This window comes from Armatimonadota bacterium (assembly GCA_029907255.1).
GTDB lineage: Bacteria > Armatimonadota > UBA5829 > DTJY01 > DTJY01 > JAIMAU01.
Map to the genome: position 1 here is coordinate 216,843 of JARYMF010000002.1, position 25,532 is coordinate 242,374.

24 protein-coding genes, 1 pseudogene and 1 riboswitch are annotated in these 25,532 nt (G+C 47.3%); of the genes and pseudogenes, 22 read left to right on the top strand and 3 right to left on the bottom strand.

Annotated elements, in window-relative coordinates:
* From fabZ to QHH26_02320, 18 genes and pseudogenes are all read left to right on the top strand, one after another.
* Window positions 1–498: a 3-hydroxyacyl-ACP dehydratase FabZ gene (fabZ, locus tag QHH26_02235; protein MDH7480780.1), complete on the top strand. Its 498-nt coding sequence runs from the start codon at window positions 1–3 to the stop codon at window positions 496–498.
* Window positions 452–1,306: an acyl-ACP--UDP-N-acetylglucosamine O-acyltransferase gene (gene lpxA / locus QHH26_02240; GenBank protein ID MDH7480781.1), complete on the top strand. Its 855-nt coding sequence runs from the start codon at window positions 452–454 to the stop codon at window positions 1,304–1,306. The genes fabZ and lpxA overlap by 47 nt, the downstream gene beginning before the upstream one ends.
* Window positions 1,307–2,476, top strand: coding sequence for a lipid-A-disaccharide synthase (gene lpxB / locus QHH26_02245; GenBank protein ID MDH7480782.1), 1,170 nt, complete (start codon window positions 1,307–1,309; stop codon window positions 2,474–2,476).
* On the top strand, window positions 2,460–4,277 hold the full coding sequence (locus QHH26_02250; protein ID MDH7480783.1) for an ABC transporter ATP-binding protein: 1,818 nt from the start codon (window positions 2,460–2,462) through the stop codon (window positions 4,275–4,277). Before lpxB ends, QHH26_02250 begins: the two co-directional genes overlap by 17 nt.
* Window positions 4,278–4,280: 3 nt before the next feature.
* Window positions 4,281–4,952: a lysophospholipid acyltransferase family protein gene (locus QHH26_02255; GenBank protein ID MDH7480784.1), complete on the top strand. Its 672-nt coding sequence runs from the start codon at window positions 4,281–4,283 to the stop codon at window positions 4,950–4,952.
* On the top strand, window positions 4,949–6,241 hold the full coding sequence (locus QHH26_02260) for a 3-deoxy-D-manno-octulosonic acid transferase (protein MDH7480785.1): 1,293 nt from the start codon (window positions 4,949–4,951) through the stop codon (window positions 6,239–6,241). Before QHH26_02255 ends, QHH26_02260 begins: the two co-directional genes overlap by 4 nt.
* Window positions 6,231–7,358, top strand: coding sequence for a tetraacyldisaccharide 4'-kinase (gene lpxK / locus QHH26_02265; protein ID MDH7480786.1), 1,128 nt, complete (start codon window positions 6,231–6,233; stop codon window positions 7,356–7,358). The genes QHH26_02260 and lpxK overlap by 11 nt, the downstream gene beginning before the upstream one ends.
* Window positions 7,355–8,455 carry a lipopolysaccharide heptosyltransferase II gene (gene waaF, locus QHH26_02270; GenBank protein MDH7480787.1) on the top strand — a complete coding sequence of 367 codons (1,101 nt, stop codon included), beginning with the start codon at window positions 7,355–7,357 and terminating at the stop codon, window positions 8,453–8,455. Before lpxK ends, waaF begins: the two co-directional genes overlap by 4 nt.
* On the top strand, window positions 8,452–9,603 hold the full coding sequence (locus QHH26_02275) for a glycosyltransferase family 4 protein (GenBank protein ID MDH7480788.1): 1,152 nt from the start codon (window positions 8,452–8,454) through the stop codon (window positions 9,601–9,603). Before waaF ends, QHH26_02275 begins: the two co-directional genes overlap by 4 nt.
* A 32-nt stretch (window positions 9,604–9,635) precedes the next feature.
* Window positions 9,636–10,616, top strand: a complete 981-nt coding sequence (locus QHH26_02280; protein MDH7480789.1) for a glycosyltransferase family 9 protein — start codon at window positions 9,636–9,638, stop codon at window positions 10,614–10,616.
* A complete protein-coding gene (locus QHH26_02285) occupies window positions 10,598–11,542 on the top strand; it encodes a glycosyltransferase family 2 protein (GenBank protein MDH7480790.1) in 945 nt (314 codons plus the stop codon). Before QHH26_02280 ends, QHH26_02285 begins: the two co-directional genes overlap by 19 nt.
* On the top strand, window positions 11,543–12,322 hold the full coding sequence (locus tag QHH26_02290; protein ID MDH7480791.1) for a glycosyltransferase family 2 protein: 780 nt from the start codon (window positions 11,543–11,545) through the stop codon (window positions 12,320–12,322).
* A complete protein-coding gene (locus QHH26_02295) occupies window positions 12,303–13,268 on the top strand; it encodes a hypothetical protein (protein MDH7480792.1) in 966 nt (321 codons plus the stop codon). Before QHH26_02290 ends, QHH26_02295 begins: the two co-directional genes overlap by 20 nt.
* A complete protein-coding gene (gene rfaE1, locus QHH26_02300; GenBank protein MDH7480793.1) occupies window positions 13,265–14,260 on the top strand; it encodes a D-glycero-beta-D-manno-heptose-7-phosphate kinase in 996 nt (331 codons plus the stop codon). Before QHH26_02295 ends, rfaE1 begins: the two co-directional genes overlap by 4 nt.
* A gap of 23 nt (window positions 14,261–14,283) precedes the next feature.
* A pseudogene (gene rfaE2, locus QHH26_02305) lies at window positions 14,284–14,709 on the top strand (D-glycero-beta-D-manno-heptose 1-phosphate adenylyltransferase).
* Window positions 14,710–14,745: 36 nt separating this feature from the next.
* On the top strand, window positions 14,746–15,492 hold the full coding sequence (gene kdsB, locus QHH26_02310; GenBank protein ID MDH7480794.1) for a 3-deoxy-manno-octulosonate cytidylyltransferase: 747 nt from the start codon (window positions 14,746–14,748) through the stop codon (window positions 15,490–15,492).
* Entirely contained in the window at window positions 15,492–16,316 is an 825-nt protein-coding gene (kdsA, locus tag QHH26_02315; GenBank protein ID MDH7480795.1) for a 3-deoxy-8-phosphooctulonate synthase, read from the top strand. The genes kdsB and kdsA overlap by 1 nt, the downstream gene beginning before the upstream one ends.
* A 101-nt stretch (window positions 16,317–16,417) precedes the next feature.
* Window positions 16,418–17,443: a Gfo/Idh/MocA family oxidoreductase gene (locus tag QHH26_02320; GenBank protein MDH7480796.1), complete on the top strand. Its 1,026-nt coding sequence runs from the start codon at window positions 16,418–16,420 to the stop codon at window positions 17,441–17,443.
* 70 nt (window positions 17,444–17,513) lie between these two features.
* Here the strand turns inward: QHH26_02320 and QHH26_02325 are convergent, their stop codons facing one another.
* Complete coding sequence (locus tag QHH26_02325; protein ID MDH7480797.1) at window positions 17,514–18,779, bottom strand: MFS transporter; 1,266 nt, start codon at window positions 18,777–18,779, stop codon at window positions 17,514–17,516.
* 167 nt (window positions 18,780–18,946) lie between these two features.
* On the opposite strand from QHH26_02325, the gene QHH26_02330 reads away from it, so the two are divergent.
* The 4 genes from QHH26_02330 to QHH26_02345 all read left to right on the top strand — a co-directional run bounded on the left by QHH26_02330 (window position 18,947) and on the right by QHH26_02345 (window position 23,589).
* Entirely contained in the window at window positions 18,947–19,837 is an 891-nt protein-coding gene (locus QHH26_02330; GenBank protein ID MDH7480798.1) for a hypothetical protein, read from the top strand.
* 79 nt (window positions 19,838–19,916) lie between these two features.
* Window positions 19,917–20,124: riboswitch (cobalamin riboswitch) on the top strand.
* A 17-nt stretch (window positions 20,125–20,141) separates the two neighbouring features.
* Window positions 20,142–21,050, top strand: a complete 909-nt coding sequence (locus tag QHH26_02335) for a prepilin-type N-terminal cleavage/methylation domain-containing protein (protein ID MDH7480799.1) — start codon at window positions 20,142–20,144, stop codon at window positions 21,048–21,050.
* A 23-nt stretch (window positions 21,051–21,073) separates the two neighbouring features.
* The gene (locus QHH26_02340) at window positions 21,074–22,507 is read left to right on the top strand and encodes a hypothetical protein (GenBank protein ID MDH7480800.1); all 1,434 of its coding nucleotides are present in this window, start codon (window positions 21,074–21,076) and stop codon (window positions 22,505–22,507) included.
* Window positions 22,508–22,602: 95 nt separating this feature from the next.
* Window positions 22,603–23,589, top strand: a complete 987-nt coding sequence (locus tag QHH26_02345; protein ID MDH7480801.1) for a PEP-CTERM sorting domain-containing protein — start codon at window positions 22,603–22,605, stop codon at window positions 23,587–23,589.
* A gap of 119 nt (window positions 23,590–23,708) precedes the next feature.
* Here the strand turns inward: QHH26_02345 and QHH26_02350 are convergent, their stop codons facing one another.
* Window positions 23,709–24,725, bottom strand: coding sequence for a polyprenyl synthetase family protein (locus tag QHH26_02350; protein ID MDH7480802.1), 1,017 nt, complete (start codon window positions 24,723–24,725; stop codon window positions 23,709–23,711).
* Complete coding sequence (ubiE, locus tag QHH26_02355; GenBank protein MDH7480803.1) at window positions 24,722–25,465, bottom strand: bifunctional demethylmenaquinone methyltransferase/2-methoxy-6-polyprenyl-1,4-benzoquinol methylase UbiE; 744 nt, start codon at window positions 25,463–25,465, stop codon at window positions 24,722–24,724. The genes QHH26_02350 and ubiE overlap by 4 nt, the downstream gene beginning before the upstream one ends.
* Window positions 25,466–25,532 lie beyond the last annotated feature (67 nt).

Consider the following 25,532-nt stretch of genomic DNA (forward strand, 5'->3'; position numbering starts at 1 on the left):
ATGTTAGATGTCGAGGATATCCGTTCAATACTCCCGCATCGCTACCCATTTCTGCTTGTAGACAAAATACTTGAGCTAGAACCTGGGAAGCGCGCAGTTGGCCTAAAGAATGTAACCATCAATGAAGGGTTCTTCGAAGGGCACTTCCCCGGTCATGCAGTTATGCCCGGAGTATTAGTACTGGAAGCAATGGCTCAGGTTGGCGGCGTACTACTCCTAAGCATGACCGGAAACGAAGGCAAGCTTGCCTATTTCGGTGGAATGGACAAAGTACGCTTTAGGAAGACCGTTCGACCAGGCGATGCTCTAATTACCGAGGTGGAGCTAATTAAAAATCGCGGCGGAGTAGGCAAAGTTAAAGTGGTTGGTCGTGTGAATCGAGATGTCGTTGCCGAGGGTGAATTCACCTTTGCACTAGTCAACCGTGATTTGAAAACTGGGGAGGAAAAAGATGAAGTCCTGGCAGAGGAGCCCGACCGGACTCTCGTTGCCAAATGAGAGCAAGGCGTTGGAAACAGCAATTCATGAAACTGCTATTGTTCACCCCGATGCCGAACTCGGTGTAGGCGTGCAGATTGGCCCATATTGCGTTATTGGTCCTAATACAGTAATCGGCGACGGCACAATAATCGAATCGCATGTGGTTATAGAACCTTGGACCACCATTGGAGCCAATTGTCGCATATGCACTGGTGTTGTCCTTGGAGGAGAGCCCCAAGACCACAAATTTAAAGGCGAACGAAGCTTCCTAAAGATAGGTGACCGGAACATCATACGTGAGTACGTAACGATTCATCGAGCGACTGGCGAAGACAACGCTACTGTGGTTGGCAATGACAACATGTTAATGGCTTACTGCCATATTGGGCATAATTGCAATATTGGCAGCGGCATCATGATGGCAAACACTGTTGGCATTAGTGGCCACGTCGTCATCGAGGACAAAGCAGTTTTTGGCGGAATGGCGGGTGTGCATCAATATGTTCGAATAGGCAAGCTAGCGATGATTGGTGGACACTCAAAGATAGTGCAAGATGTTCCGCCGTTTATGATGGCAGATGGTCGTCCGGCGCGCGTGTGCGAGCTCAACGTAATTGGCTTAAGGCGAAGTGGCGTGCCGCCCAAGGTGCGTGCAGAGCTTAGACAAGCCTATAAGCTGCTCTACCGCTCGAACCTTAATTTATCACAAGCAATTGAGACGATAGTTGCAGATATCGAGCCAAGCCCGGAGCGAGATTACCTCCTTGATTTCGTTCGGAACATCAAGTTTGGCTTTGCAGGTAGGCAACTAGAGCATCGGCATTAGATGAGCAACGACGCCCCATCTATAGTCTTGATTGCCGGGGAAGCATCGGGCGACCTCCATGGTGCACACTTGGCTGCCGAGATCAAAAGGAGGCTGCCAGCCGCCAGGATCTGGGGCGTTGGGGGCCGAAAAATGGCTGAGGCAGGCGTCGAGTTGCTCTATGACAGCTCGACTTGGAGCGCCATTGGCATAGCAGAAGGAATCAAGGTAGGTCCTCGCCTTTTGCGCACTTTCTATGAGCTAAAGATTCGCCTTAGGAACGACTCCCCAAACGTATTGATACTTATAGATTTTGGTTTTTTTAATGTCAGGCTGGCTAAGGGCTTGCGGTTGGAGCGCACGAAAGTACTTTACTATTTTCCTCCTGGCTCGTGGCGTCGAAATGCCAGTTACCAAAAGCTCAAGGGAGTTGCTGACGTAATTGTTACGCCGTTCTCATGGTCAGCAGAGGTGCTTCAAGAGCAAGGCTTTTGCGCCAAATTCTTTGGCCACCCACTTCTTGATATTGTTAGGCCAAAGCTAACAAGAAAAGAGTTTTGCGAGTACTTGGGTTTGGATTCAGAAAGTGAAATAGTCGGGCTTCTGCCCGGTAGCAGAGTGCACGAAGTAAAATATAATCTTCCGGCGTTATTAGGTACCGCGGAAAAAATAAGTAAAAAGTTTTCGAAGGTGCAATTTGTTATTCCGTTGGCACAGTCGGTAAATCCAGAGGAAATTAATAAGAAATTGTCTCGATATAAGGGAACAAAGCTTTTTGTGGCAACGGATATTACATATGAAACATTGGCGTATTCCCGAGCGGCAGCAATTGTATCAGGAACAGCAACAATCGAGGCAGCGATACTTGGGTGCCCTATGGTGATAATTTACAAAGGGTCGAAATTTCTTGCACTCGAATACAAAATGCGCAGGAAGGCTATTAAGTTTATCGGAATGCCTAATATCATCTTAGATCGCTTAGCCTGTCCCGAACTTATTCAAGAAGAAGCATCACCAGAAAGAATTTCAGAATTAATGGCTAAGCTCATTTCTCAGACACCCGAGCGGGAAAAGATGAAGGCTGATCTTGCGGAGGTCAAGGCTCTTTTAGGAAGCCCTGGGGCAGTTGAGAAGACTGCTGATTTGGTAATTGATTTGCTGAGTAACAAGGAACATGAAAGAATTAGATAAAATCAAAGATGGTAAATCCGAGGAACAGAAGGATATAGGCGAGCTTACTCCCGAAAAGCGGCTGTTGAGGTACTATACGGCACATTGGCATTTATTCGGGTTGGGGTTGGTGTGTACTGCCGCAATTGCTGGCATCCAATATTGGTTTATTGAATTGATAACCGATGTAGTTAATGCTGCCGCCCTGCGAAATTCACGCCTAGTTGCAATTGCTTCGCTACAAATAGTTGGAATCCATATATTAAAATGGTTCGTGACGTATGGCCAAGTTTTCCTGATCTCGTCGGCTACTACCAAGATTGCAGTGCGTTTGAGGAATGAACTTTTTTCGCATCTCCAGAATCTTTCATTGGGCTTTTTCGAGCGGACAAAAACAGGACATTTGCTTTCGCGAATGACGAATGACATAAGCCTTGTGCAGAACTCCTCGCATAGCATTATACAAGTTGTCTCTGCTCCACTCATCATCTTGGTTCTTACAGGCAAGGTTTTCATGATGAACTGGAAACTAGCATTAATCTCGCTTATCCTTCTGCCGCTTATGTACTATGTGGTCATCAAAATCAGCAGAGGCATGAGAAGTCTCACCGAGGTTTTGCAAGTAAAGCTTGCTGACATAGCGGCAATTGTCCAGGAGACGTTGTCTGCAATAGCAATTGTGAAGTCATTCAGCATGGAGGACTACGAAAAGTCGAGATTCAAGGATGAAAACCGGCGGACCTATGGGGCTGCGATGTTGGCTGTAAGGCGAAGTGCGGCGATGGCGCCGACTCTTGAGCTCATAGGAGTATCTGGCATAGCATTTGTCTTGTGGTATGGTGGTAGCATGGTAGGCAGCCCGGAGTTCCCCCAATTTACAGTTGGTGCGCTGTTTGGCTTCCTAGTTGCCTTGGAGCAAATCAGCAGGGCGGCAAAGGATGTTGGCAGGATAAGCATTACATATCACCAAACCATGGCTGGGGCGCAAAGGATTTTTGACATACTAGATGAGATTCCAGAAGTTCAGGACAAGCCCGACGCAATTGACATGCCACCAATCAAGGGATTGGTTGAATTTAAAGATGTCTGCTTTTCTTACCAAACTGGGGAGACTGTTCTTAAAAACATATCGTTCACCATCGAGCCCGGTCAGCACGTTGCGCTTGTAGGCCCGAGCGGCGCAGGAAAATCAACAGTTGCTAGTCTCATCCTCCGATTCTATGACGTAACGAGCGGCGCAGTGCTCATAGATGGTATTGATGTGCGTGATGTGAAGGCAAGCTCACTTAGAAAACAGATAGGCATTGTTCCGCAGGAGACCGTTCTTTTCAGCTCTAGTGTGAAAGAAAACATAGCATATGGACGAATAGGAGCGACAGATTCGGAGATCATCGAAGCTGCAAAGGCGGCGAATGCTCACGATTTCATCGAGCGTTTGCCGCAAGGTTACAATACTCTTGTTGGCGAGCGCGGTGTAAAACTTTCAGGTGGCGAGAGACAGCGCTTGGCAATCGCACGGGCGCTATTAAAAAATCCGAAACTTCTCATTCTTGATGAGGCTACATCATCGCTTGATGTTGCTTCTGAGGCAATTGTGCAAGAAGCGCTCGACCGCTTAATGAGCAATCGGACTACCCTCATTATCGCCCATCGTTTGTCTACAATTGTCAATGCCGACAAAATTATTGTGATGGACAAAGGTCGAATCGTTGAGATGGGCACACACGATGAATTAATCAAACAAAACGGCCTCTATGCCAAGCTCTACTCTGTCCAAAGCCGAAACAACGCCCAAGTCAACACGGCTGCCAAGGGGAGATAGCTTGTGCGTCTGCTAGGAGAGAACACAAAGTGTCGGTTAATATCTTTCCTTGCCTGGCTATTTGTTAGCATCATCGGGCTGACTACTCGCAAAAAAGTTGTTGGCTTTGAGCATGTGCAGAGGCTTATTGAGTCAGGGCAAGGGTTCATTATGGCTGTGTGGCATGGACGTACGCTTCTGCCTATATACCACTGCCGCGGAATGGGCATATGGGCGATAACCTCGCTTTCACGGGATGGCGAAATACAAACGGGAGTAGTTAGCAGATTTGGGTACAAAACAATTCGAGGTTCCTCGGGTCGCGGCGCAGTCAAGGCCGCCCTCGCTGCTTGCAAGAAATTGGAGGATGGTGAGATACTCGCAATAACTCCAGACGGACCAAGGGGTCCACGCAGGCAAGTACAAGAAGGTATTATATTTATGGCTCAGCGTTCTGGCTGTCCTATAATTCCAATCGGTGCTGCTGCCCGAAGACGGAAGCTGCTACCAACATGGGATAAGTACGCAATACCTTTGCCTTTCTCAAAGTGCGCAATTGTCTACAGTGAACCTATCACTTTTGGCGAAGGTGCGACTTTGGAAGCGGCTGAGGAGCCAGAACTAATGCTAAAAAGAATCTTGGATGATGTTCAACGTCAAGCTGAGGAGATGGTGGGAGAGGAGAAAAGCGATTGACGGCGCTTGTTTATAACCTGCTACTTTTCCTTTGCTTGCCTGGGATCTTTATTTATTATCTATGGCGTATTTTTATTAGCCATAAGTCTAATAAATCCTGGCGTGAGAACCTTGGCGGACTTCCCAAGTTAGCAGCGCGCCAGCAAGGGCGTAAAGCAATTTGGGTTCATGCAGCTTCTGTGGGTGAGATAATTGCGTCCGTTCCTCTTTTAAACGCATTGCGCTTGCTTAGACCAGATGACCTAATACTTGTAACTACAATCACTCAGACAGGCAATGAGGTTGCTCAAAAATCCACGAAAGCCGCCGATAAGGTCTCGTATTTCCCTCTTGACTACCCGTTTATTGTGGCTCGTGCGCTGAATAGAGTGCGCCCTGACATATTTGTAATGGTAGAAACAGAGATATGGCCAAATTTCCTTGCTGCTGCAAAGCGAAGAGGGGTGCCTACAGTTCTTGTAAATGGAAGGATATCCGACCGAAGCTTCAAGCGCGGAATGAGATGGCGTTGGCTTCTGTCGTGGGCAATTAAGAATATTGACTATTGCTGCATGCAGTCTAATACAGACGCTGAGAGAATACTTGCACTTGGTGCCCGGCCCGAATCTGTTCAGGTAGTCGGAAATTTGAAGTTTGACCAGGATGGGACCGAGATGCATGAAAATGAAATCAGCAAGCTTCGTGCTGACCTAGGGATCGCGGAAGGTATTCCAGTCTTGGTTGCCGGTAGCACGAATCCGGGGGAGGAAAAAATTGTTCTTGATGCGTATGGTTCATTAAAACAAGACTTACCTAATCTTAAGTTGGTAATTGCACCGCGGCAAATAGAACGTGCGGATGAGATAGTGTCTTTCGTGACAAGCAAAGGTTTTTCTTGTACAAGGCGTACGGTTGGAAGGACTGAGGAGTTTGACGTGTTAGTTCTAGATACTTTTGGTGAGCTAGCGTCTGTATATTCTGTTGCAAACGTTACCTTTGTTGGTGGTAGTTTGGTTCCAAAAGGTGGGCATAGTATTTTTCAGCCAATCCTCCAGGGAAAGCCAGTGATTTTTGGACCATATATGCAGAATTTCCGTGATATAAGCCAACTTGCGATTTCTGCTGGTGTCGGCTTTGAGGTTAGAAATGCCGGAGAGCTTGCTGAGCGTGCGAGGCTACTCCTAACCAATCCAGAAAACTTGGCAAACATAACAGCAGTCTGCCGAAAGCTGGTCGCGGACAATAGAGGCGCTTCGGAGCGGTGTGCTGAATTGATTGCAGACCTCATAGGGGGGAACCGTGGAGGTTAGCCGCAGAACAGAAGATTTTCTCCTCGATGTGGTTTATGGAGGTCGCAAGGATTTGCTCGCGCGCCTCATAAGGCTTGGCTTGCTAGGGCTTTCATGGATTTATCGGCTTGCAATTTGGCTTTATCTTCTGCCATTTCACCTTCGCATAAGGCGAAAAAGGCGCCTTTGCTGCCCCGTGATAAGCGTAGGAAATCTGACCGTCGGTGGAACTGGGAAGACGCCTGCCGTTAGATATGTTTGCGACGGATTGATAGGTAGGGGATGGAATCCTGCTGTATTAAGTTACGGATACGGTGGAATTCTCCATGGTCGCTTTGCACTGGTTTCCGATGGCAAAAACACGCTTATGTCTGCTGTTGATGTGGGCGACGAACCTGTCATGCTTGCGCGGCAGCTTAAAGGTGTGCCCATTCTAACAGGAAAGGATAGGGAGCATACAGGCAGGATGGCTGTACAAGACTTTGGTGCAAATGTGTGTGTGCTGGATGATGGCCTCCAAGTCTGGAAGCTCCACCGAGACCTTGATATCGTATTGGTTGATGGAAACAATCCCTTTGACAATGGCAGATTGATTCCAGCAGGTCGCCTTCGTGAACCTCCTAACGCTCTTAAAAAGGCAGGGATTATCCTTATTACTGGCAAGCTCTATACGCGTTCGGAAAAGGATATAGCTGAGGCCGTATCTAAAATTAAAAAAGTTGCCCCGAACGCGAAGATCTTTATAACAGGTTATCGAGTCACACACCTAACGTATTTGCAGGATGGTAATCATCTGCATCAGAAAGAAATAAAAGGTAGGAAGGTTTTTGTCCTTTCGTCTATCGCACGACCCGAGGCGTTCGAGCAAACGGTTGAGCGGATTGGAGCAACAATCGCGGGCAGGGCACATTTTCGCGACCATCATCTCTATTCTAAGGAAGACTTGACTATGGTATGTGCCTTAGCAAAAAATAGCGGTGCCGAGTTTATCGTTACCACTGAAAAGGATTCTGTAAAGCTGAGCTCCGAGATGGAGTTTCCTGTTGTAGTTGTGGGGATAACAATGTATCTTGACGATGAGGAAGGTTTTTGGAATATTGTTGCCAATTGTGTCAAGAATTTCGATGGACCAAAATGACAAGAAAATTATCACTGACAGGCTCCGAGCGGATATTAATAATAAAACTGAGTTCAATAGGCGATGTTGTGATGGCAACGCCAGTTGCAAAAGCACTGAGGCAAGCTTTTCCAAAAGCATATATTGCTTGGATAGTAGAAGAGAAATCAAAGGATATCTTAATTGGTAATCCATATCTCGATGAAGTAATAGTTTGGACCCGTAATTTGACTAAGGGTGGGGTACTCACTCGCTTGAGGTATTTCTTGTCAGGATTAGCCGAAATAAACGCTATTTTGAGGAGCAAGCGTTTTGACTTAGTGATTGACTTGCAAGGGCTTTTTCGCAGTGCAATCATAGGGTTGCTAACCAGGGCGCGTTATCGTCTGGGTTTTGATTGCGTTCGAGAAGGAGCATCGCTTTTCTATAACATTCGTTATCCAAGCAACGAAACTAGAATACGCAACTCACAGGCTTACTTGGATATATTGCGTCCTCTAGGAATCGAGTCTGAGGACATCCACATGCATGTTCCTATCAACGACGACGACCGTGCTTTCGCTTGCAGCCTTATAGGAAAGTATCTTTCGGGAGAACAGCGACCAGTAATTGCGCTTTGCCCGGCGACCACTTGGCCAAACAAGCATTGGACGGAAGAGGGCTGGGCTATACTGGCGGATAGGCTTGTCTCTTGCTATAACGTGCTTCCTGTTTTTCTGGGTTCATCGGTAGATATACCTCTGATTGAAAGAATAAGGATTCAGATGAGGCATGAGGCAGTTAGCCTTGCGGGACGAACCACATTGAGGCAAGCAGCGGCGGTAATCGAACAATGCAATCTTATCATAGCAGTTGACACAGGCCTTCTTCATATAGCAGTAGCCCTCGACCGACCGGTCGTCGGGGTTTTTGGACCAAGTGGATGGCAGTACTTTGTGAAGAAGGACAACTTTATCCCTGTTGCTAAGAATCTTCCTTGTATACCTTGTTTCCGACATCCGACATGTAAAGATTTTGATTGCATGAAAGCTATTTCGCCTGAGGATATATTAGCTGCTGTTGAGAGACTATTGACTCTTGAAACAAAAGCCCAATCTGCATGCAGGAGAAATCCTTGAAAAAGAAACTTTGCACAGTACATATTGAGACAGGGATGAATTCCCTTGGCGGACCTACGCAAGTCGTTTACCTTGTTGATGGTCTTATACGGCGAGGGCATGAGGCAAACCTGATATGTCCTGCCGGCAGCGGTATCCACCAAGAAATGCTTGCGGCGGGGCTACCTGTTGTGCCGATACGCTTCAGAAATGAGCTTGACATAACTTTGTTTTTTAAGATATTGAGCTTTCTACGAAAATCCCAGCCTGATATTGTTCACCTCCACAGCCGCCGAGGTGCCGATTTTTGGGGTGGCATTGCAGCACGTATTTGCAAGACAAGTGCAGTAATTCTCTCAAGGCGGGTAGACTATCCGATTAATAACCGCTTCATCTCCAAGCTAAAATACGGCTACCTCTGCGATAAAATCATAACTGTTTCGAATGCCATTAGAGAGATACTTATTGCTGGTGGTGTTGAACCTTCGAAAATAGTCTGCGTTCACAGTACTATTGATGCTAGTGTTTACGGAAATGGCGGCGATGGTCTACTGAGAAAAGAATTGGGAATACCCGAAGATGCATTACTTATCGGAATTATTGCTCAGCTTATCGAGCGCAAAGGGCATAAATACCTTTTTGAAGCCTTTCCCGCTGTGCTCAAAAAGTGCCCAAATGCCAGGTTGCTTGTGTTGGGCAAAGGTGTCCTACTGCCGAAATTGAAACAGCATGCTGAGAATCTCGGAATCGCCGATAAGGTTATATTCGCGGGGTTCAGAAGGGATATTCCGCGCATTTTGTCAGAACTTGATTTGCTTGTGCATCCGGCAATTATGGAAGGACTTGGGGTAGCCATACTTCAAGCAATGGCTGCTGGTCTTCCCGTTATCGCCACACCGGTTGGAGGCATTCCTGAAGTCGTCCAAGATGGTGTAAGTGGTCTATTAATACCCCCCAAAGATTCAGATGCGCTTGGTCAGGCGATTTTGTCGATTTTACCCTACCCGGATGTGCGGCGGCATATGGGAGAAGAAGGTAGGCGCATAGTCCGAGAACAATTTAGTGTAGATAAGATGGTTGATAGAACGCTTAGGGTGTATGAAGAGGTTCTTGTGTCAAAGGGAATTCCAGTTCAATTATCCAATGAGCTTACAGCCCCACATCGTTAGCTTTCTAGTTTTACCGCAAGAGGATGGCCCAGTTGAACAATCCTGAAAAAATAGTGTGTTTTCACCTTAACCAACTTGGCGATTTAATGTTTACGCTCCCCGCACTTTATAATCTTCGGCATCATTTTCCAAAGGCACGCATAGTAAGCGTGGCGCGTTCAGCCCATCGGGAGTTGTTAACGCTCACAGGTCTGGTTGATAATGTTTTGGAGCGCCCTTATGGGCCCTGGTCCGCAAAAGTCAGGCTGGCGCTAAAACTACGCAGGGAGCGATTTGACATAGCTGTGCTCTTTTCAATGTCAACGGAGAGTGCGATTCTCGCGGCGGTTGCAGGACCTAAAGCCAAAGTTGGATTCAGGGGCCCTGGTTTGACTTACCGGGTCAAAAAGTTTGGTCCTCCATCAATATCTAACAGCCTGCGGTTGGTAGAAGCAATTGGCTGCCCTATCGTGAAAAATGATTACGTAGGCTTAATAAAACTCACGGAGGCAGAGCGGCAAAAGGCAAGCGATTTGCTTAGTTCAGCTGGGCTCCCTAAGTTTGCAAATTATGCAGTTCTTGCCCCAGGTTCAACCCGTGAAATAAAACAGTGGACACATGAAGGCTTTGTTTCTCTTGCTAGTCTTCTCCATAGCGAGTTCGGCTTTGCATCAGTAATAGTAGGCGCCGAGCGGGATAGAATCATTGAACAATCGAACGGTGCCATTGTGGACTTGTTAGGAAAAACATCGCTGGCAGATCTTGCGGCCATACTGGAAAGGGCTAAGGTTTTTGTTGGAGTGGACTCAGGAGTAATGCATCTTGCTGCTGCCATGGGTGTGCCTGTTGTTGCACTGTTTGGGCCTACTAGGCATGATTTGACCGGGCCTTTGGGAAATAGAAACCGCATTGTTACTGCTGGGGTGCCTTGTGCACCGTGCATGAAAACAAGTTGCAATGACCGCATATGCATGAGAAATATCACGGTTGAGAAAGTTGTGGAGGCGGTAGGCGAATGTCTAAGGGAAATATGATAGAGCCTTCCGTCGCGGCAATAGTTCTGAATTGGCGAACACCTGAGTTGACTTCACAGTGCGTCGAGTCTCTACTAACCTCTGATTTTGACGGGGTGCTTTCAATCATTGTGGTGGATAACAATTCTGAGGATGGTTCGGTTGATTTATTGAAGGAACGCTTTGGTAATCGAATAGCGGTAATTGAAAACAAAGAAAACCTAGGGTACGCGGGTGGCATGAATGTCGGCATCAGTAGGGCAATGGAGATTGGGGCAAAATATGTTTTCCTTTTGAACTCAGATATCAAGCTGGATTCCTGTGCCTTGGCAGAACTTTATAGGGCGGCAGAGGAACATCCAGATGGGGTGTTCTTCGGTCCTAGAATTTTTGATATTGGCAAACCTGATGACCAATGGTTCATAGGTGGCCGATGGGATTGGTTGCAGGGAACAATCCGCATAGTGCGAGGGTATGCTAACAAGAAGCTACCGCTTGACCCATGGAAAATTGAGTTTGTGAACGGTGCGGCAATGTTTGCGCGGATGTCTTGTATCCAAAATATTGGCATGTTTGATGAACGGTTTGGCTTATATTTCGAAGAAAGCGATCTTTGCTCAAGAGCGGCTAAAGCAGGATATACCCTTTGGCACGTTCCTACCGCATCTGTTTACCATCAATGTGGCGCAAGCATGTCTAAGGCTATTGATAAAACTAGCCGTGATATAGGACAATATTATCGTACAAGAAACCGCCTGTTGTGGGGCAAGAAGAACCTTGTAGGCCTGCGTTCGGTTGTATTTTGGGCGAATGTTGCCGTTCGATTTCCACTAAAGTACCTGTCGCTTTTACTTTCTGGCCAGACATCGAAAAGGCGGGGGTTCGAAGAAGGCTTTAGAGATTTTGTGATGGGCAGGTTTGGCATGCGTAATTTTTTGGAGGAATAAGTGGTTAAGACATCCGTGGTAATCATTACGGAGAATGAAGAAGCAAATATTCGCCGCTGTTTAGAGAGTGTGAAGTGGGCGGATGAGATAATAGTTGTTGACTCGGGAAGCACAGATATTACCCTAGATATATGCAAAGAATATGAATGCAAAGTTTTCCATCGCGAATGGGATGGCTATGCAAATCAAAAGAACTATGCACTAGACCAAGCCAGCGGTGATTGGATATTAAGCCTCGATGCAGACGAAGAGGTCACTTCCGAGCTAGCTAAAGAACTTTGGCAGGCTGTCAACTCCGACAGCGCCGATGCATATTCAATTCCCCGCTTAAACAATTTCCTAGGCCGTTGGATGCGCCATGGTGGATGGTATCCCGACCGCCAGCTACGATTCTTCAAGCGAAATGTGGGGAGGTTCAAGGTCATACCACTACATGAATGTGTAGAGATTAAGGACCCAAGTGTTCGGCTAGGGAAACTCTCTGCGCCATTAAGACACTATACCTACCAAACAGTAGCTGATTTTATTAAGAAAGCTGACAGATATACATCAATCGAGGCTGATGCTATGATAAAGGAGGGGCGACTGCCCAAATCAATAACACTTTCATTGATAATGGCAATCCCTAGCAAGTTTGTTGAGGTTTACTTTTACAAAGGAGGCTGGCGCGACGGCTTACACGGGTTTATTGCAGCGGTTCTTATGTCTGCCCGCGTTTTTTTGAGATATGTCAAGCTCTGGGAGGCACTAGGGGTAAAAAATGGGGTCAAAATACGATGAAATAAACTTATCGGGGCTTAAAAGGCTGAGTATCAAAGACAGGACAAGCATGGTCAATGCAGAGCAGTTTGGCAAGGCACCGGCTGCGGGCAGGAGTTTCGCCGAATTTCTGAACTCCATTCCAAATATACTTGCTGGGAGTTCGTTGCGTGAGCTTGTGTTCGCTATTGCTTGCGCCCGAAGGGCTGAGAAACCCGTGATTGCTTGCATGGGTGCACACGTAATAAAATGCGGCCTCAGCCCAGTAATTATAGAGCTTATGTCTAACAAAATTCTTACAGCGGTGGCGATGAACGGTGCTGGAGCAATTCATGACGCGGAAGTTGCACTCTTTGGTAGTACATCTGAAGATGTGGCATCTGGACTAAAGAATGGGACTTTTGGCATGGCATTTGAGACTGCAGAGTTTCTAAATCAAGCGGCTGTGGTTGCACACCAGCAAGGGCTTGGTTTGGGCGAATCTATCGGCAAAGCTCTACTTGAGGCGAAGGCTCCCAACACTAAACTAAGCATACAAGCGTCAGGATATTCGCTAGGCATTCCGGTCACCATTCATGTTGCGCTAGGAACGGATATCACGCATATGCACCCGTCCGCTGACGGTGCGGCTTATGGGGATGCTACAATGCGCGACTTTAGAATACTCACATATGCTATGAAAGACCTTGGGCAGGGCGGCGTCCTGCTTAATTTTGGCTCAGCTGTTGTCCTCCCAGAGGTAGTGTTGAAAGCCTTCGCGATTTTGCGGAATTTGGGATTTGATTTTTCAGGCACGGTTGGTGCGAATTTTGATTTCATCCAGCAATATAGATCAACCCAACAGGTTGTTAAGCGCATAGAATACTTGGGGGGCAAAGGATATGCTCTTACTGGGCACCATGAAATAATGATTCCCCTTTTAGCGCATGCTGTTATGGAGGAATTAGGAAAAGGAGAACAACCTTGACGAAGTCCAGATTTGAGGAAATACTCGATGGAATGGTTGGCAAACATGTGCTTGTTATAGGCGATGTGATGCTTGATGAGTATGTATGGGGTGATGTAAAGCGCATATCGCCCGAAGCGCCAGTCATGGTGGTTGAGGTGCGAGAAGAAAGCTCGACTCCAGGAGGGGCAACCAACGTAGTAAACAACATCCAAGCGTTGGATGGAGTGTCGTCTGTTATTGGTGTTATTGGTGAGGATGCAGCTGGGCAGAAGCTTGCCGACCACTTGGAAAAAGCGGGCGTCTTCATAGGTGGCTTGGTTACCGATTTCAATAGGCCAACTACTAGGAAAACCAGGATAATTGCACACAACCAGCAGATTGTCCGCGTTGACCGAGAAAGCAGAAGGAAAATCGGGAGGTCAGTGCTTAAGAAAGTCGTGTCCTTGATAGAGGAGCTCCTGCCAGCCGCAGATATTATCGTATTTTCTGATTACGACAAGGGCATGGCGACAAGTGAGGTTGCTCGGTCTATTATCGAATCAGCTAGAAAATACGAGAAAATTGTTGTTGTCAATCCAAAACCGCGAAATGCAAAGCACTTCAAGTTTGCAAATATTATTACAATGAATCAGTCTGAGGCGGAAGCCGCTACAGGGATTTACATCACTTCTGAACGTCAACTTTTGCGTGCAGCGAAGCGGCTCTTCTCAATGCTTCAGCCCCAGAACCTGCTGGTTACTCGGGGTCCACTGGGCATGGCTTTGTTTGGCCCGAATGGTGAAATGGAAGCGATACCTGCGCACTTGGTTGAGGTCTACGATGTTGCAGGTGCTGGAGATACTGTTGTGAGTGTTCTTGCGCTTGCACTCGCAGCAGGTGCCACCGTTCTTGAAGCTAGTGTGCTTGCAAATTGTGCAGGCGGCGCGGTTGTTAGGAAGGTGGGCGTGGCTACTGTATCAAGAGAGGAAATCCGCTCTATGCTCGATTGCGAACGGAGGCCAATGGAGTGAAGACAAAAATAGTCCGCCGCTCAGTGCTCAAAAGTATTATAGATAACCTTCGGCAAGCAGGCAAAACAATTGTGTTCACCAATGGCTGTTTCGATTTACTCCACATTGGCCACGTTCGCTATCTTGAAATGGCAAAAGCTTTGGGGGATTGCCTAATCGTCGGCCTTAATACTGACGAATCAGTTCGACAAATCAAAGGACCTGAAAGGCCGTTGGTGCCGGAATTCGAACGCGCCGAAATATTGGCTGCACTTGAATCTGTGGATTACGTCTCGCTGTTTTCGGAGCTTACTCCCACCAATCTAATACTTGAATTGAAGCCAGATATCCACGTCAAAGGGGGGGATTATACCGCCGACCAGCTTCCCGAGGCCGAGGCGGTGCGTTCTTATGGCGGACGAATTGTGATTCTTCCTTTGGTAGAAGGAAAGTCTACCTCACGCCTTATTGCAGAAGTTCAGGCTAGAAAACCAGTAGAACCAACTATTGATAAGTGTAAACCACAAACCGCTGTTGGTATAATTCCGGCTCGCCTTGCTGCAACTCGCCTTCCAAATAAGCCACTTCTAGATATAGGCGGCAAGCCCATGATTAGGTGGGTTTATGAAAGAGCCTCCACTGCTCATCTCCTTAACGATGTAATTGTCGCAACGCCCGATGATGAGATAAAACAATGCGTAGAATCGTTTGGCGGCAAGGCGGTAATGACGTCTGAAGCACACCGTTCGGGTACAGATAGAATCGCTGAGGCGGCTAAAGATATCGCTGCTGATATAATAGTTAATATTCAGGGAGATGAGCCGCTTCTCGACCCAAGCGCTGTTGATGCGCTTGTTTGCGCGATGGTCAATGACCCAACAATTCCAATGGCAAGCCTAATGTGTAGATTGGCTGTTCCCGAAGAGGCGGAGAATCCTGCAGTAGTTAAAGTTGTAACAGACCAGCAAGGCTTTGCGCTCTACTTCTCGCGGTCATGGATACCATACCCTAGGCATCCTAAGCACTCGACGGTCCGCAAGCACATCGGCATTTATGCATATCGGCGCGACTTTCTTTTTACCTTTGCCAGCTTGGCTCCCACGTCGCTCGAGAAGACTGAATCGCTTGAGCAGCTTCGAGCACTTGAGCATGGATATAAGATAAAGATGATTGAAACCGCCTTTTCCCCGACTAGCGTTGATACCCACGAGGACCTTGAAAAGGTCAGGCGGTTGCTTGGAGGAGAAAAATGATGAGAGAGGTTAACGTTGGAGACGTAACAATCGGCGGTAACAAGCCCATTGCTCTAATTGCAGGCCCCTGTGTGATTGAGAGTGAAGATCTTTGCCGCGAGATAGCAAGACAGGTGAAGGACATCTGCCAGGGCTTGGGTATGGGATACATATTCAAAGCCTCTTTTGACAAGGCAAATCGTCTTTCAATATCTTCGTTTCGAGGGCCTGGGCTTGAGAAAGGCCTTGAGATACTTTCAAGAATCAAATCAGAGTTTGGAATCCCTATTCTAACTGATATTCACGAAGCTTGGCAGGCGGCACCTGTGGCTGAAGTAGTGGACATCGTTCAAATACCTGCGTTCCTTTGCCGCCAAACAGACTTGCTTGTAGCTGCTGCGAAAACTGGGAAACCGCTGAATATCAAGAAAGCACAGTTCCTTGCTCCATCCGACGTTGGAAACCTCGTAGAAAAAGCGAAATCGGCGGGAAACGAGAACATTTTGCTTACCGAGCGCGGGACAACTTTTGGATATGGCAATCTAGTTGTAGACATGCGAAGTTTGGTCATCATGAGGGAAACCGGTTACCCAGTAGTCTTCGACGCAACGCACAGCGTTCAGCGGCCAGGAGGCCTTGGGACAGCGTCAGGTGGGGATCCACAATTCGTGCCGCATCTCGTTCGGGCTGCGTGCGCAGTAGGCATTGATGCCCTTTTCTTGGAGGTGCATCCCAACCCAAGCAAAGCGCTTTCTGATGCCGCAACCATGCTACAGTTGGACTCGCTGAAGGTGATTTTGGAGCAGGCGAAAGCAATTGATAAGCTTGTAAAGACGGCGTGTTAAAATCTTGTTGGAGAATGTCAGGCAAAATTGAAAATATATACAGCATCTGAGTATATGTCTTTCATTCTAAAAGCTTTGAATTAGGGAGGAGTTAAAAATCAATGGCGGAAAAAGTTAGAGTAGGCATGATTGGCTGTGGCGGAATAGCACGAGGTCATGCAGCACGGCTAATCAAGAATCCGGATGCAGAAATTGTTGCTCTTGCAGACCCAAGCGAGGAAAGCATTGCTCGCCTAAAGGAATTTATTCAAGCTGGGCACGGCGGTCTCGATGAACAGCAAAAGAAGGCTCTCGATAATGTTCCCGTGTTTAAAGACTACCGCGAAATGCTCGACAAAGTTGAAATGGATGCGGTGGAGATTGCAACTCCACATACCCTTCACTTTGAACAAGCAATGGAATCTATCAACCGTGGCCTTCATGTGTGCTTGGAAAAACCAATGGTTTGCTGTGTTGAGCATGCAAATAAGCTAATTGCCAACGCCGAAGAAAAGAAACGCATAATTGTTGTTTCATACCAGCGTCATTATCAACCTCAATATCGCTATATTAAGAAGGTGGTCGACGAAGGCGGGATTGGGAAGGTTACATTTGTTTCAGCTCTGCAGTGCCAGAACTGGAAAAAAGGCACAGCAGGCAAGTGGAGGCAGGTCCCAGAGCTTAGCGGCGGTGGTCAGCTGAACGATTCCGGCAGCCATCTTATTGACATTATTCTTTGGACAACTGGTTTAGCGGTTGAAGAAGTTTTTGCCTATATTGACAACTGCGGCACACCAGTGGACATAAACTCCGCCCTTGCTCTCAAGTTTAAAGAAAGTGCCCAAGGAACTGTCAGCATTGTTGGCGATGCACCTACATTTTACGAAGACTTCACAATTTGGGGCGAGGAAGGGATACTCTTCTATCGTAACGGCCAGCTCAGCCAATGCGGCGCTGATGGCAAAATCTTCCAACCTGAGGATCTTCCACCCGCTTCGGACCCGGATACAAACTTCGTTGACGCAATTTTGGGCAGAGATAAGGTCTGGGCACCCCCGATTTGTGGTTTGCGGGTAATCGAGCTCACCGAGGCTGCTTGGAAGTCAGCCGAAAAGGGCTGTGCTGTCCCCGTGGGGAGTTTAGGTTGATTGGTGATATTTTTAGGGCCGGATGGATGCTGATTTTCCGCCGGCCCTTTTGATTCTAGCGTAATGCTTTTTATTCTGGCAATTCGCAGCCTTTGGTTTCTGGGACGAGCCAAATGAGTATAAGGCCCAGAGCAAATACAAAAGACATCCAGAATCCTTGTTGGGCGTAACCGCCAAGTGCCTTCACTATATACCCCGTGTTAAACACAGCCACTGCCGCGAGAATTCGCCCGAAGTTGAATGTAAGCCCTTCTCCGGTAGCGCGAATGCGAGTCGGATAGATTTCAGGCAAATAGAGTGGGAACCACCCGAAAAAAGTGGTTGTGAAGATGCCCATTACAACAGCCATTCCAAGAAGGAATGGTCCGTACTCATGTACCATGCTGTACATTATTAAACCAGATGCCAGGCTTCCAATGCAGTATAAGCTGAACGATATCCTCCGTCCAAACCATTCCGCCATAGGGCCGCCAATGAATGAGCCAAATATTTGCCCAAACGCCATGTACATTGCCGACCGAGCGCGCTCGTCAGGTGCTAGTCCGCCAACCATTGCATTTACCCAAGTAGGTATGAGCTGGAAAATGCCCCAAGTTCCCACAATGCTTATCGAGGATAAAATGAGGCAGACAACAGTCTTGCGGAGATAGGGACCTTCGAATATTTGGAGGACATCTTGACGTTCCTTGCGCTCGCGCACGCGCATCCACCGCTCAGGCTCTTTTACGCCAATCCGAATAATTAAAGTAAGCAGGGCAGGCGCGAGTCCAATTGCAAATATGTAACGCCAGCTTACCATGCCGCCAATTGCTAAATTAATAAGCGAGCTAACTAAAAATCCAACATTAGCAGCACTCCCAAGAAGCCCAGCTAGAACAGGACGCCGAGCATTTGGCCAGGTCTCCATCACGAGTGCTATGCCGAGTCCCCACTCACCACCAAGGCCCATTGCGCCGATGAATCGGCACAAACCGAATTGCCAAACGTTCTGCGTAAGCGCTGTTAATCCTGTACAGAGCGAATATAAGCCTATGGTAAGGATCATCGTCTTGGTGCGGCCTATCTTGTCACCAAGCCGTCCAAAGATAAAGCCACCCAACGCCGCTCCCAGGAGGAAAAGCGCGAACATATGGGTGACTGTGGGAGCAATTGCGGTTGCATCTTCAATTTTTAGGAGCTCCTTCAGCGCTGGAGCAGCCAGTACGGAATAGAATCCCATCTCCATTCCATCGAACATCCAACCAAGCCATGCAACCAGTAAAATCAACCACAGATTGCCTTCACTGGCTGGTTTATTCTTAGAAACACTTGATTCGGTAATTGTAGTTTCGCCCATTATTCCTCCACCAATTATGCTCTTCTACGGAGATCGTTTATCTGTTCCTTTGGGCAAGTCTACCCTGCTATACTGTATTCTGTCAAGTGCTTTTTAGCAGAAGTGAATCACTGGATAAAAAGAGGTTTAGTTGCTATAATCTTTAGAAAAATGGGGGGTTAGATGAAATGTCACGCCTTTTTGCTGCTTTAGTTTTTTGTGCGGTGCTTTTGGCTGTTGGAACGCAAGCGCTGGGGCAGGGAGTTGTCCAATCACCAGAGCCTAATGCCTCGGGGATTCTTTTTGAGTACAAGTTCAAAGAGAAAGAGCTTCTAAGATATAATTTGGAATTGACTTTCGACGTGGTCATGCAAGCCGATATCCCCGAAGCATCTGCCATTCCACCAATGTATGGGCGAATGACAGGAATAGTCAGCCAACAGACAAAACGTATATTGGAAAACGGTGACGCTGAGATTATAGCGGCAATTGAATCTATGAAAATAGAAATGATGGGCCAATCTACTGACCTCCCTGCTGAAAAAATGCCCCCATTTACATATGTAATGTCAAAGTCAGGAATGATCAAGTCAATTGATATGCAGAACCTAAAATCCCTTTTTAACGAAATTCCGTTTGGTGATTTGGCTAATTTCTCACAGCATGCTTTCTTCCCTGCAAAGCCAGTAAAAATTGGTGAAACTTGGAAGCAAGACATACCCTCTCCATTTCCAGGCGCGGGGACTTTTCACGCTGAGATGAAACTACTGCGTTTGGATGCCGAGATTGGGAAGGAGCGTGCGGCGGTAATCCAGCAGAACAGCACCGGAGAAATGGATATAGCGCAGGCTATGCTAGCCCTCCAAAAATCGAATGGCGAAGTTAGTGGCAAAGCAGACATTGCAACTAACTTCTTAATGTATTTCTCACCCGACCAGGGGCGTTTGCTTAAGGCAGAGGGAGATGGGACTATGCAAATGAATATGTCCTTTAAAGGACAGAATGGTGGCCCAAGCCAGATGAAGATGAATGTGCAGATGAAATGCAATTTAAACCTGCTGCCAGAGAAAGCAAAGTAGAACTAGAAAAAATATCTGCAAAATTACTTTAAATTGCTTGACAGCCTAGCAAAGGTTTGTTATGATTATGGCTGACAACTGAATATGCTTGCGAGCAGGTTGTGCCTTGTCTGTTACAAACAGAAGGGCACCTAAGAGGGAAGACGGTGAAAGTCCGTCACGGGCCCGCCGCTGTAATCGGGGACGAGGCCGGCGCAAACCACTGTTCCGAGAGAATCGGGATGGGAAGGGGCTGGCACTCGGTTGATCCGTAAGTCAGAAGACCTGCCTGTTTCGCAGCTTTCGACCGTCTTCGGAGGCAAAGATGGCAGAGCGTTTGTTCGGCGTAACTTGCCGGGCTCTCGTTGAAAAAGGCATCTGGGCGAAGACGAGAGCCCGTTTTGTTTATAATAAGCTTTCATCTTCTCTGCAAATAAGAGAGGATGGTTTTTCACTAATCGAGCTTCTCGTTGTCATTGCAATTATTGCATTGCTGGCCGCAATCTTATTCCCCGTTTTTATATCTGCACGACAGGCAGCAGCCAAGGCGAAGTGTGCAGCAAACCTTAAGCAACTTGTTCTAGCCAACCGACTTTATGCCCAAGACTATGACGGTAGGTTCGTTCCTGCGGCTGTGGACATTTTCGATGGTTCTGGAGGACATTGGCGTTGGCATGGATGGCGAGAGACATCAGATGGCAGGACAAAATTCCAGCCTGAGAAGGGCCCGCTGTTTCCATATTTAGGCAAAAGCGCAGAAGTCAAAGAATGTCCCTTGGTAGGCTTGCTTGATAGGACCGGAAATGCTTTTGAGTCAGGTGGTGGCGGCTACGGGTACAACGCTATGTACATTGGGGGAAGTTATTGGCTTTACGGCATGACCCCCCAGGCTGCTCAGACGACAGCGGCAATACATATGGTCAAGCATCCAGAACGCACTGTCATGTTCACAGACACTGCGATGCCCCAGGGCTATCCAAGTCAACATCTCATTGAGTATTCCTTCTGCGAACCTCCTTATTTTGTTGATGCGAGAGGCGTATCCAAAACCCACACCATGCCGTCTATCCATTTTAGACACAACGGGCGGGCGAACGTAGCCTGGTGTGATGGGCATGTGTCGTCTGAGGCGATGACGTTTACTATTCCAAAAAACAACTATAGAGGCGACAATAGGAGATTCAAGGTTGGCTGGTTTGGTCCTGATAGCAACGAGTTATTTGACCTTGAATGAGAATATTCAATGGGGGTAGCAAGATGAACGCAAAACATAAGATGTCAGAGAAAAAGCATGGGAGGTCTTGCCCATTACTCTTTTTGCTTTCCTTCTTGCTTTGTCTCCTTTGCGCTTGTGTGGCTTCGGGGCGCGTGTTTGCGGGGCGGTTTGCTTCAAGCGTGATTGAGTATTCGCCCGGACCTGGCCAGTGGGTGAATAATCCAAAGTTCAACAATCCCCTAAAAGCTTTGGGTCCTCCACAGGGAGGAACTGTTTCCGAGCCATGCAATGAGTCGTTGGTAAGCCTTGGTGATGGCGGGCGTATAGTGCTTGCGTTCGACCACCCTGTTTGGGATGATCCTAGGAACCTCCATGGGTTGGACTGCATTGTTTTTGGCAATCCGGTGTGGGTGGGTGGCGACCCAACATATAGGTGGCAAGAACCAGCTTTCATTGAGATTAGCATGGATAAAAACGGGAACGGCCTTGCGGATGACGAATGGTATCTGGTTCTGCCAAATAAACTACCTTCTCAGTTAATCGGCTCGCCGGCAGAGAACTCCGATACTGGCTACTCGGCAACCATTCTGAGGAACTATGCGGAGTATACGCCGACCCTTGCACTTCCACCTGGCAAAACGCCTGAGGAGTTTTATACCGTGCCCGATCGTAGAAGCATTGAGGGTGACGCGCAAAGCTTGCTGATAGACGATGGTTCGGGTGGTGGAGACGCATTTGACATTGCTGAAGCTGTGAAGGAGATATCGCCCGGTGTGCCTATACAGCCGTTTGAATATGCAAATCTCCCATGTTTCCACTTCATTAGGATTACCGATGCATTGGTGGGTGACAATGCCGGAATCCTAGGAGAAATATCCGCTGAAATTGATGCCGTTTCCTGTGTTTCACCACTCACCGGTACCACCCCCGTCGGTGAGGTGAAAAGGCAGCCCACGGGAACGGTTGTCGCGCTCGCCGGCAAAGTCGTCAGCGCCGTCTTTGCCGGCGAGGTTTATATCCAAGAAGAGAACCGCTCTAGCGGGATATGTGTGCGAACAACAGCCTCTTCGGTTTCGGAGGGCGACCGTGTCGCTGTCATAGGTACACTCGGTATAGAGAACAACGATTGTTTCATAGATAATGCGCGAATTTATAAAATGTCAGCAGGTTTGCCACCAAAGCCATTAGGAATGCCCAACTCTAGGGTGGGAAACAGTGCTGGGCTTAGCAACGCTGGTCTTCTTATTACTACTTGGGGTAGAGTAACTTCCACGGGCGATGGCTACTTTTTCCTCAACGACGGCTCACTGGATGGTCTGGGACTCAAAGTTCGTTGTGCGGGTCTAACATCGCCAGCTGAGGGACAGTATGTGATAGTGACCGGTATTGCTTCTTTTGAACAGGAAGAAGGCAAGGGAATAATTGCTATCATCAAGGTTCGCAGGCAGGGCGATATTTTAGTAATTAGTAGTTAGGAGGTGTATGGGCAAAGTATATTCTCATTACTACTTTGTTTGAAACAACCCATTTTAATAAAAAACTGAACAAATTCGAGGGAAGGAGATCGCTAATGGTTAAAAAAAGTTTCTTATTAATTGCGACAATTGCTCTATTAAGTTTTGCTGGACTTGCTTATGCGGCATACTTGGATGGGCCTAATGGTTATGCCGTTCAGGACATAGTGTTCCAAATACAACCTGGCGAATATGTTGCTGGTTTTGATAGGCTACCGGATGGCAACTTTGTGGCTTTTTCGGGGAGTCGCATCGTAAAGGTGACTAGTGATGGAAACGTGAGTACACTCTACACATTCAATTCGCCGGTCTATGGTTCATTTGTCAAAGTGAGAGGGGAAGCTATTTACTTTGGAGAGAGTTCAAATGGCACCATTTGGCAGATGGGTTTGGATGGTAGCAATCCACAGCTGATTGGGACGCTTCAGAATAATTTCGATTTGGAGTTTAATTCCTTAGGCCAAGCTTTCGTTTCGGCAAATCCTGGATGGGCAGGACAAAAGGTATTTTTATTTGATGGCACCGCTGATGAAATAGTAATTGGATTGAGTGGCTATTCTGGTCCTTTGGCATTCGATGGCTCGGACAATTTGTTATATGCAACTGCTTGGGCTCGCGGTGGCGACTCTATTTTGTTGTTCAGCGCTGCAGATGTAGCAAGCGCTATTGGCCCAACCAGTCTAACCCAGGCTGACGGCCAGGTCTTGGCAAGCTCTATCGGTTCTCCATATGATATGGAGCTAGATGTCTTGGGTAATATTTTCTTCACTAGCGGCGGCACACTTTACAAGCTGGCGAATGGTTCAGGAGTAGCAACCGGTTTTGCGTCGGTGCATAACCCTTGTCATTATCTTACTACTCTAAGGTATTCAGCTCTCGACAACAGTTTGTCAGTGCTGATTGGCGGAGACACAGTTGGGGTTATATCTACTTTGACGCCTGTGCCAGAGCCTGGATCGTTGCTCAGCCTATCAGCTATGCTGGCAGGTGCAGCCACGATGTTTAGAAGGCGGCTATGCAATGGAATAAGACGCAGATCCTAAAAATATAGAGTTACCTTTCGCTTAAACAATAGGGGCGAAGTTTTGGCGCCAAATTAGTTTGACCGCCCGCCACGCTTCGCCCTTATTGTTGATATTCTGATAATTATTTGAACTTTAGGTCAGCGGTCCCTAGAAAGAATGTATTCTGCCAATTCTCTGAGGGATGCCAATGCTGGCGAGTCTGGAAGCTCCTTGAGTTTCTCAACAGCGTCAGCTGCGAATTTTTCTGCTACCGAACGGGTTTCCTCTAGTGCGCCTGTGTCCTCAGCAACTCGGCGGACAAACTCAATATCTTTCGTAGATGCCGAACCGCTTGCAATTATTTGCCAAATAGAGACGCGTTCCTGTTGAGATGCTCTGATGGTCGCTAAGATAATTGGCAAAGTTGCCTTTCCTTCGCGAATGTCTCCGCCAATAGGTTTTCCAGTAACCTTTGGGTTACCAATCAAATCCAAAAGATCATCGGTGATTTGAAATGCAAGACCAAGGTTTCGACCGTATAAGCTAAGAGCGGCTTCGGTTTTTGTGGATGCGGATACACATAGTGCACCAATGCGGCAACACATAGACATAAAGGCAGCGGTTTTATCTTGAATCATTTCCAGATAAGATTCAATTGTGGGGTCTTGGCGCCGTCGAAGCTCTATTTGCATAATCTCCCCTTCACACATTTTAACGGCTGCCTCTGCGACTGCTCTCAATACTCTCGGACTTGCACTTCGCGTTAGAAGGGAAAATGCCTTGGAAAGCATGTAGTCGCCTGTTAAGACAGAAGCTTTGTTTCCCCAAATTGAATTTGCCGTCGTGCGCCCGCGCCTTGATTCCGCCTCGTCTATCACATCATCGTGTAATAGGGTGGCCATATGCACCAGCTCGGCGCTAGCGGCAACATCTACTAGGCGGTCGGAAGCCGATTTGCCTGTACAAGCGCGAGCAGATAGGAGCACAAGAGCTGGCCGAAGGCGTTTCCCACCTGCCTTAAGGATGTGATTTGAGGCTGCATACGCGGTTTCAATGCGTGATTCAAGTTCATCTTCAAGGCGGTTTTCGACTTTTTGCAAGTCATCTTCTATTATGGCAAGAAACTTAAGCCTTGGTGCCAGGCTTTCGGCTCCAGCGGTGCTTGAAATACTCATTTTTTAACTCCAACATGAACGGCTACTATGCCGCCCGTAAGGTCAAACACTTTGATATCTTGCAACCCAACTTTTTTCATTATATCCGAAAGTTCCTCTCTTGAAAGGAACGAATCGATTGACAGGTTAAGATATTCATATGCTTCACGGCTGCCGCTTAGCAGGCCGCCAACTAGTGGAAGGATTTTATGGGAGTATAAGTTATACATCTGGGCAAAAAGCTTGCCCCTGGGACGTGAGAATTCAAGGCATACTACACTTCCTCCAGGTGCTACAACGCGAGCCATTTCGGAAAACGTGCGCTCAACATTACTCACATTTCGAATGCCAAAGCCAATTGTTGCGGTTTTGTAAGTATTTGATGATAGTGGTAGGTTTTCAGCGTTGCCCTGAATTAAGCTAATATTTCTTATTCCTAATCGGTCGAGCTTGCGGACACATAAATCGAGCATGGGTCGGCAAAAGTCAACTGCAATAACTTTGCCTGTTCCAACTGCACGTGCAATTTCTATTGCTAAGTCGCCGGTTCCTGTACAAATATCAACGGCTGTATCGCCCTCGGCTAGCTTGGTTTGCTTGAGTGCAAATCTTCTCCAGGACTTGTGCAAGTTCAGACTGAGAATTGTGTTTGCTATGTCATATCTTTTGGCAATGCTAGCAAACAAACACTCGATGTATTCTTCTTTTGAACAGGCTTTATTTTTTCCCAATTTTGTTATCTGCTCAATCTGCAGACTCATGTTTACTCCGCAAGCTATGTGTGGTAGTCAATGTGGAGAGCTTCGAACCCAATTATCAAAGAAGCAG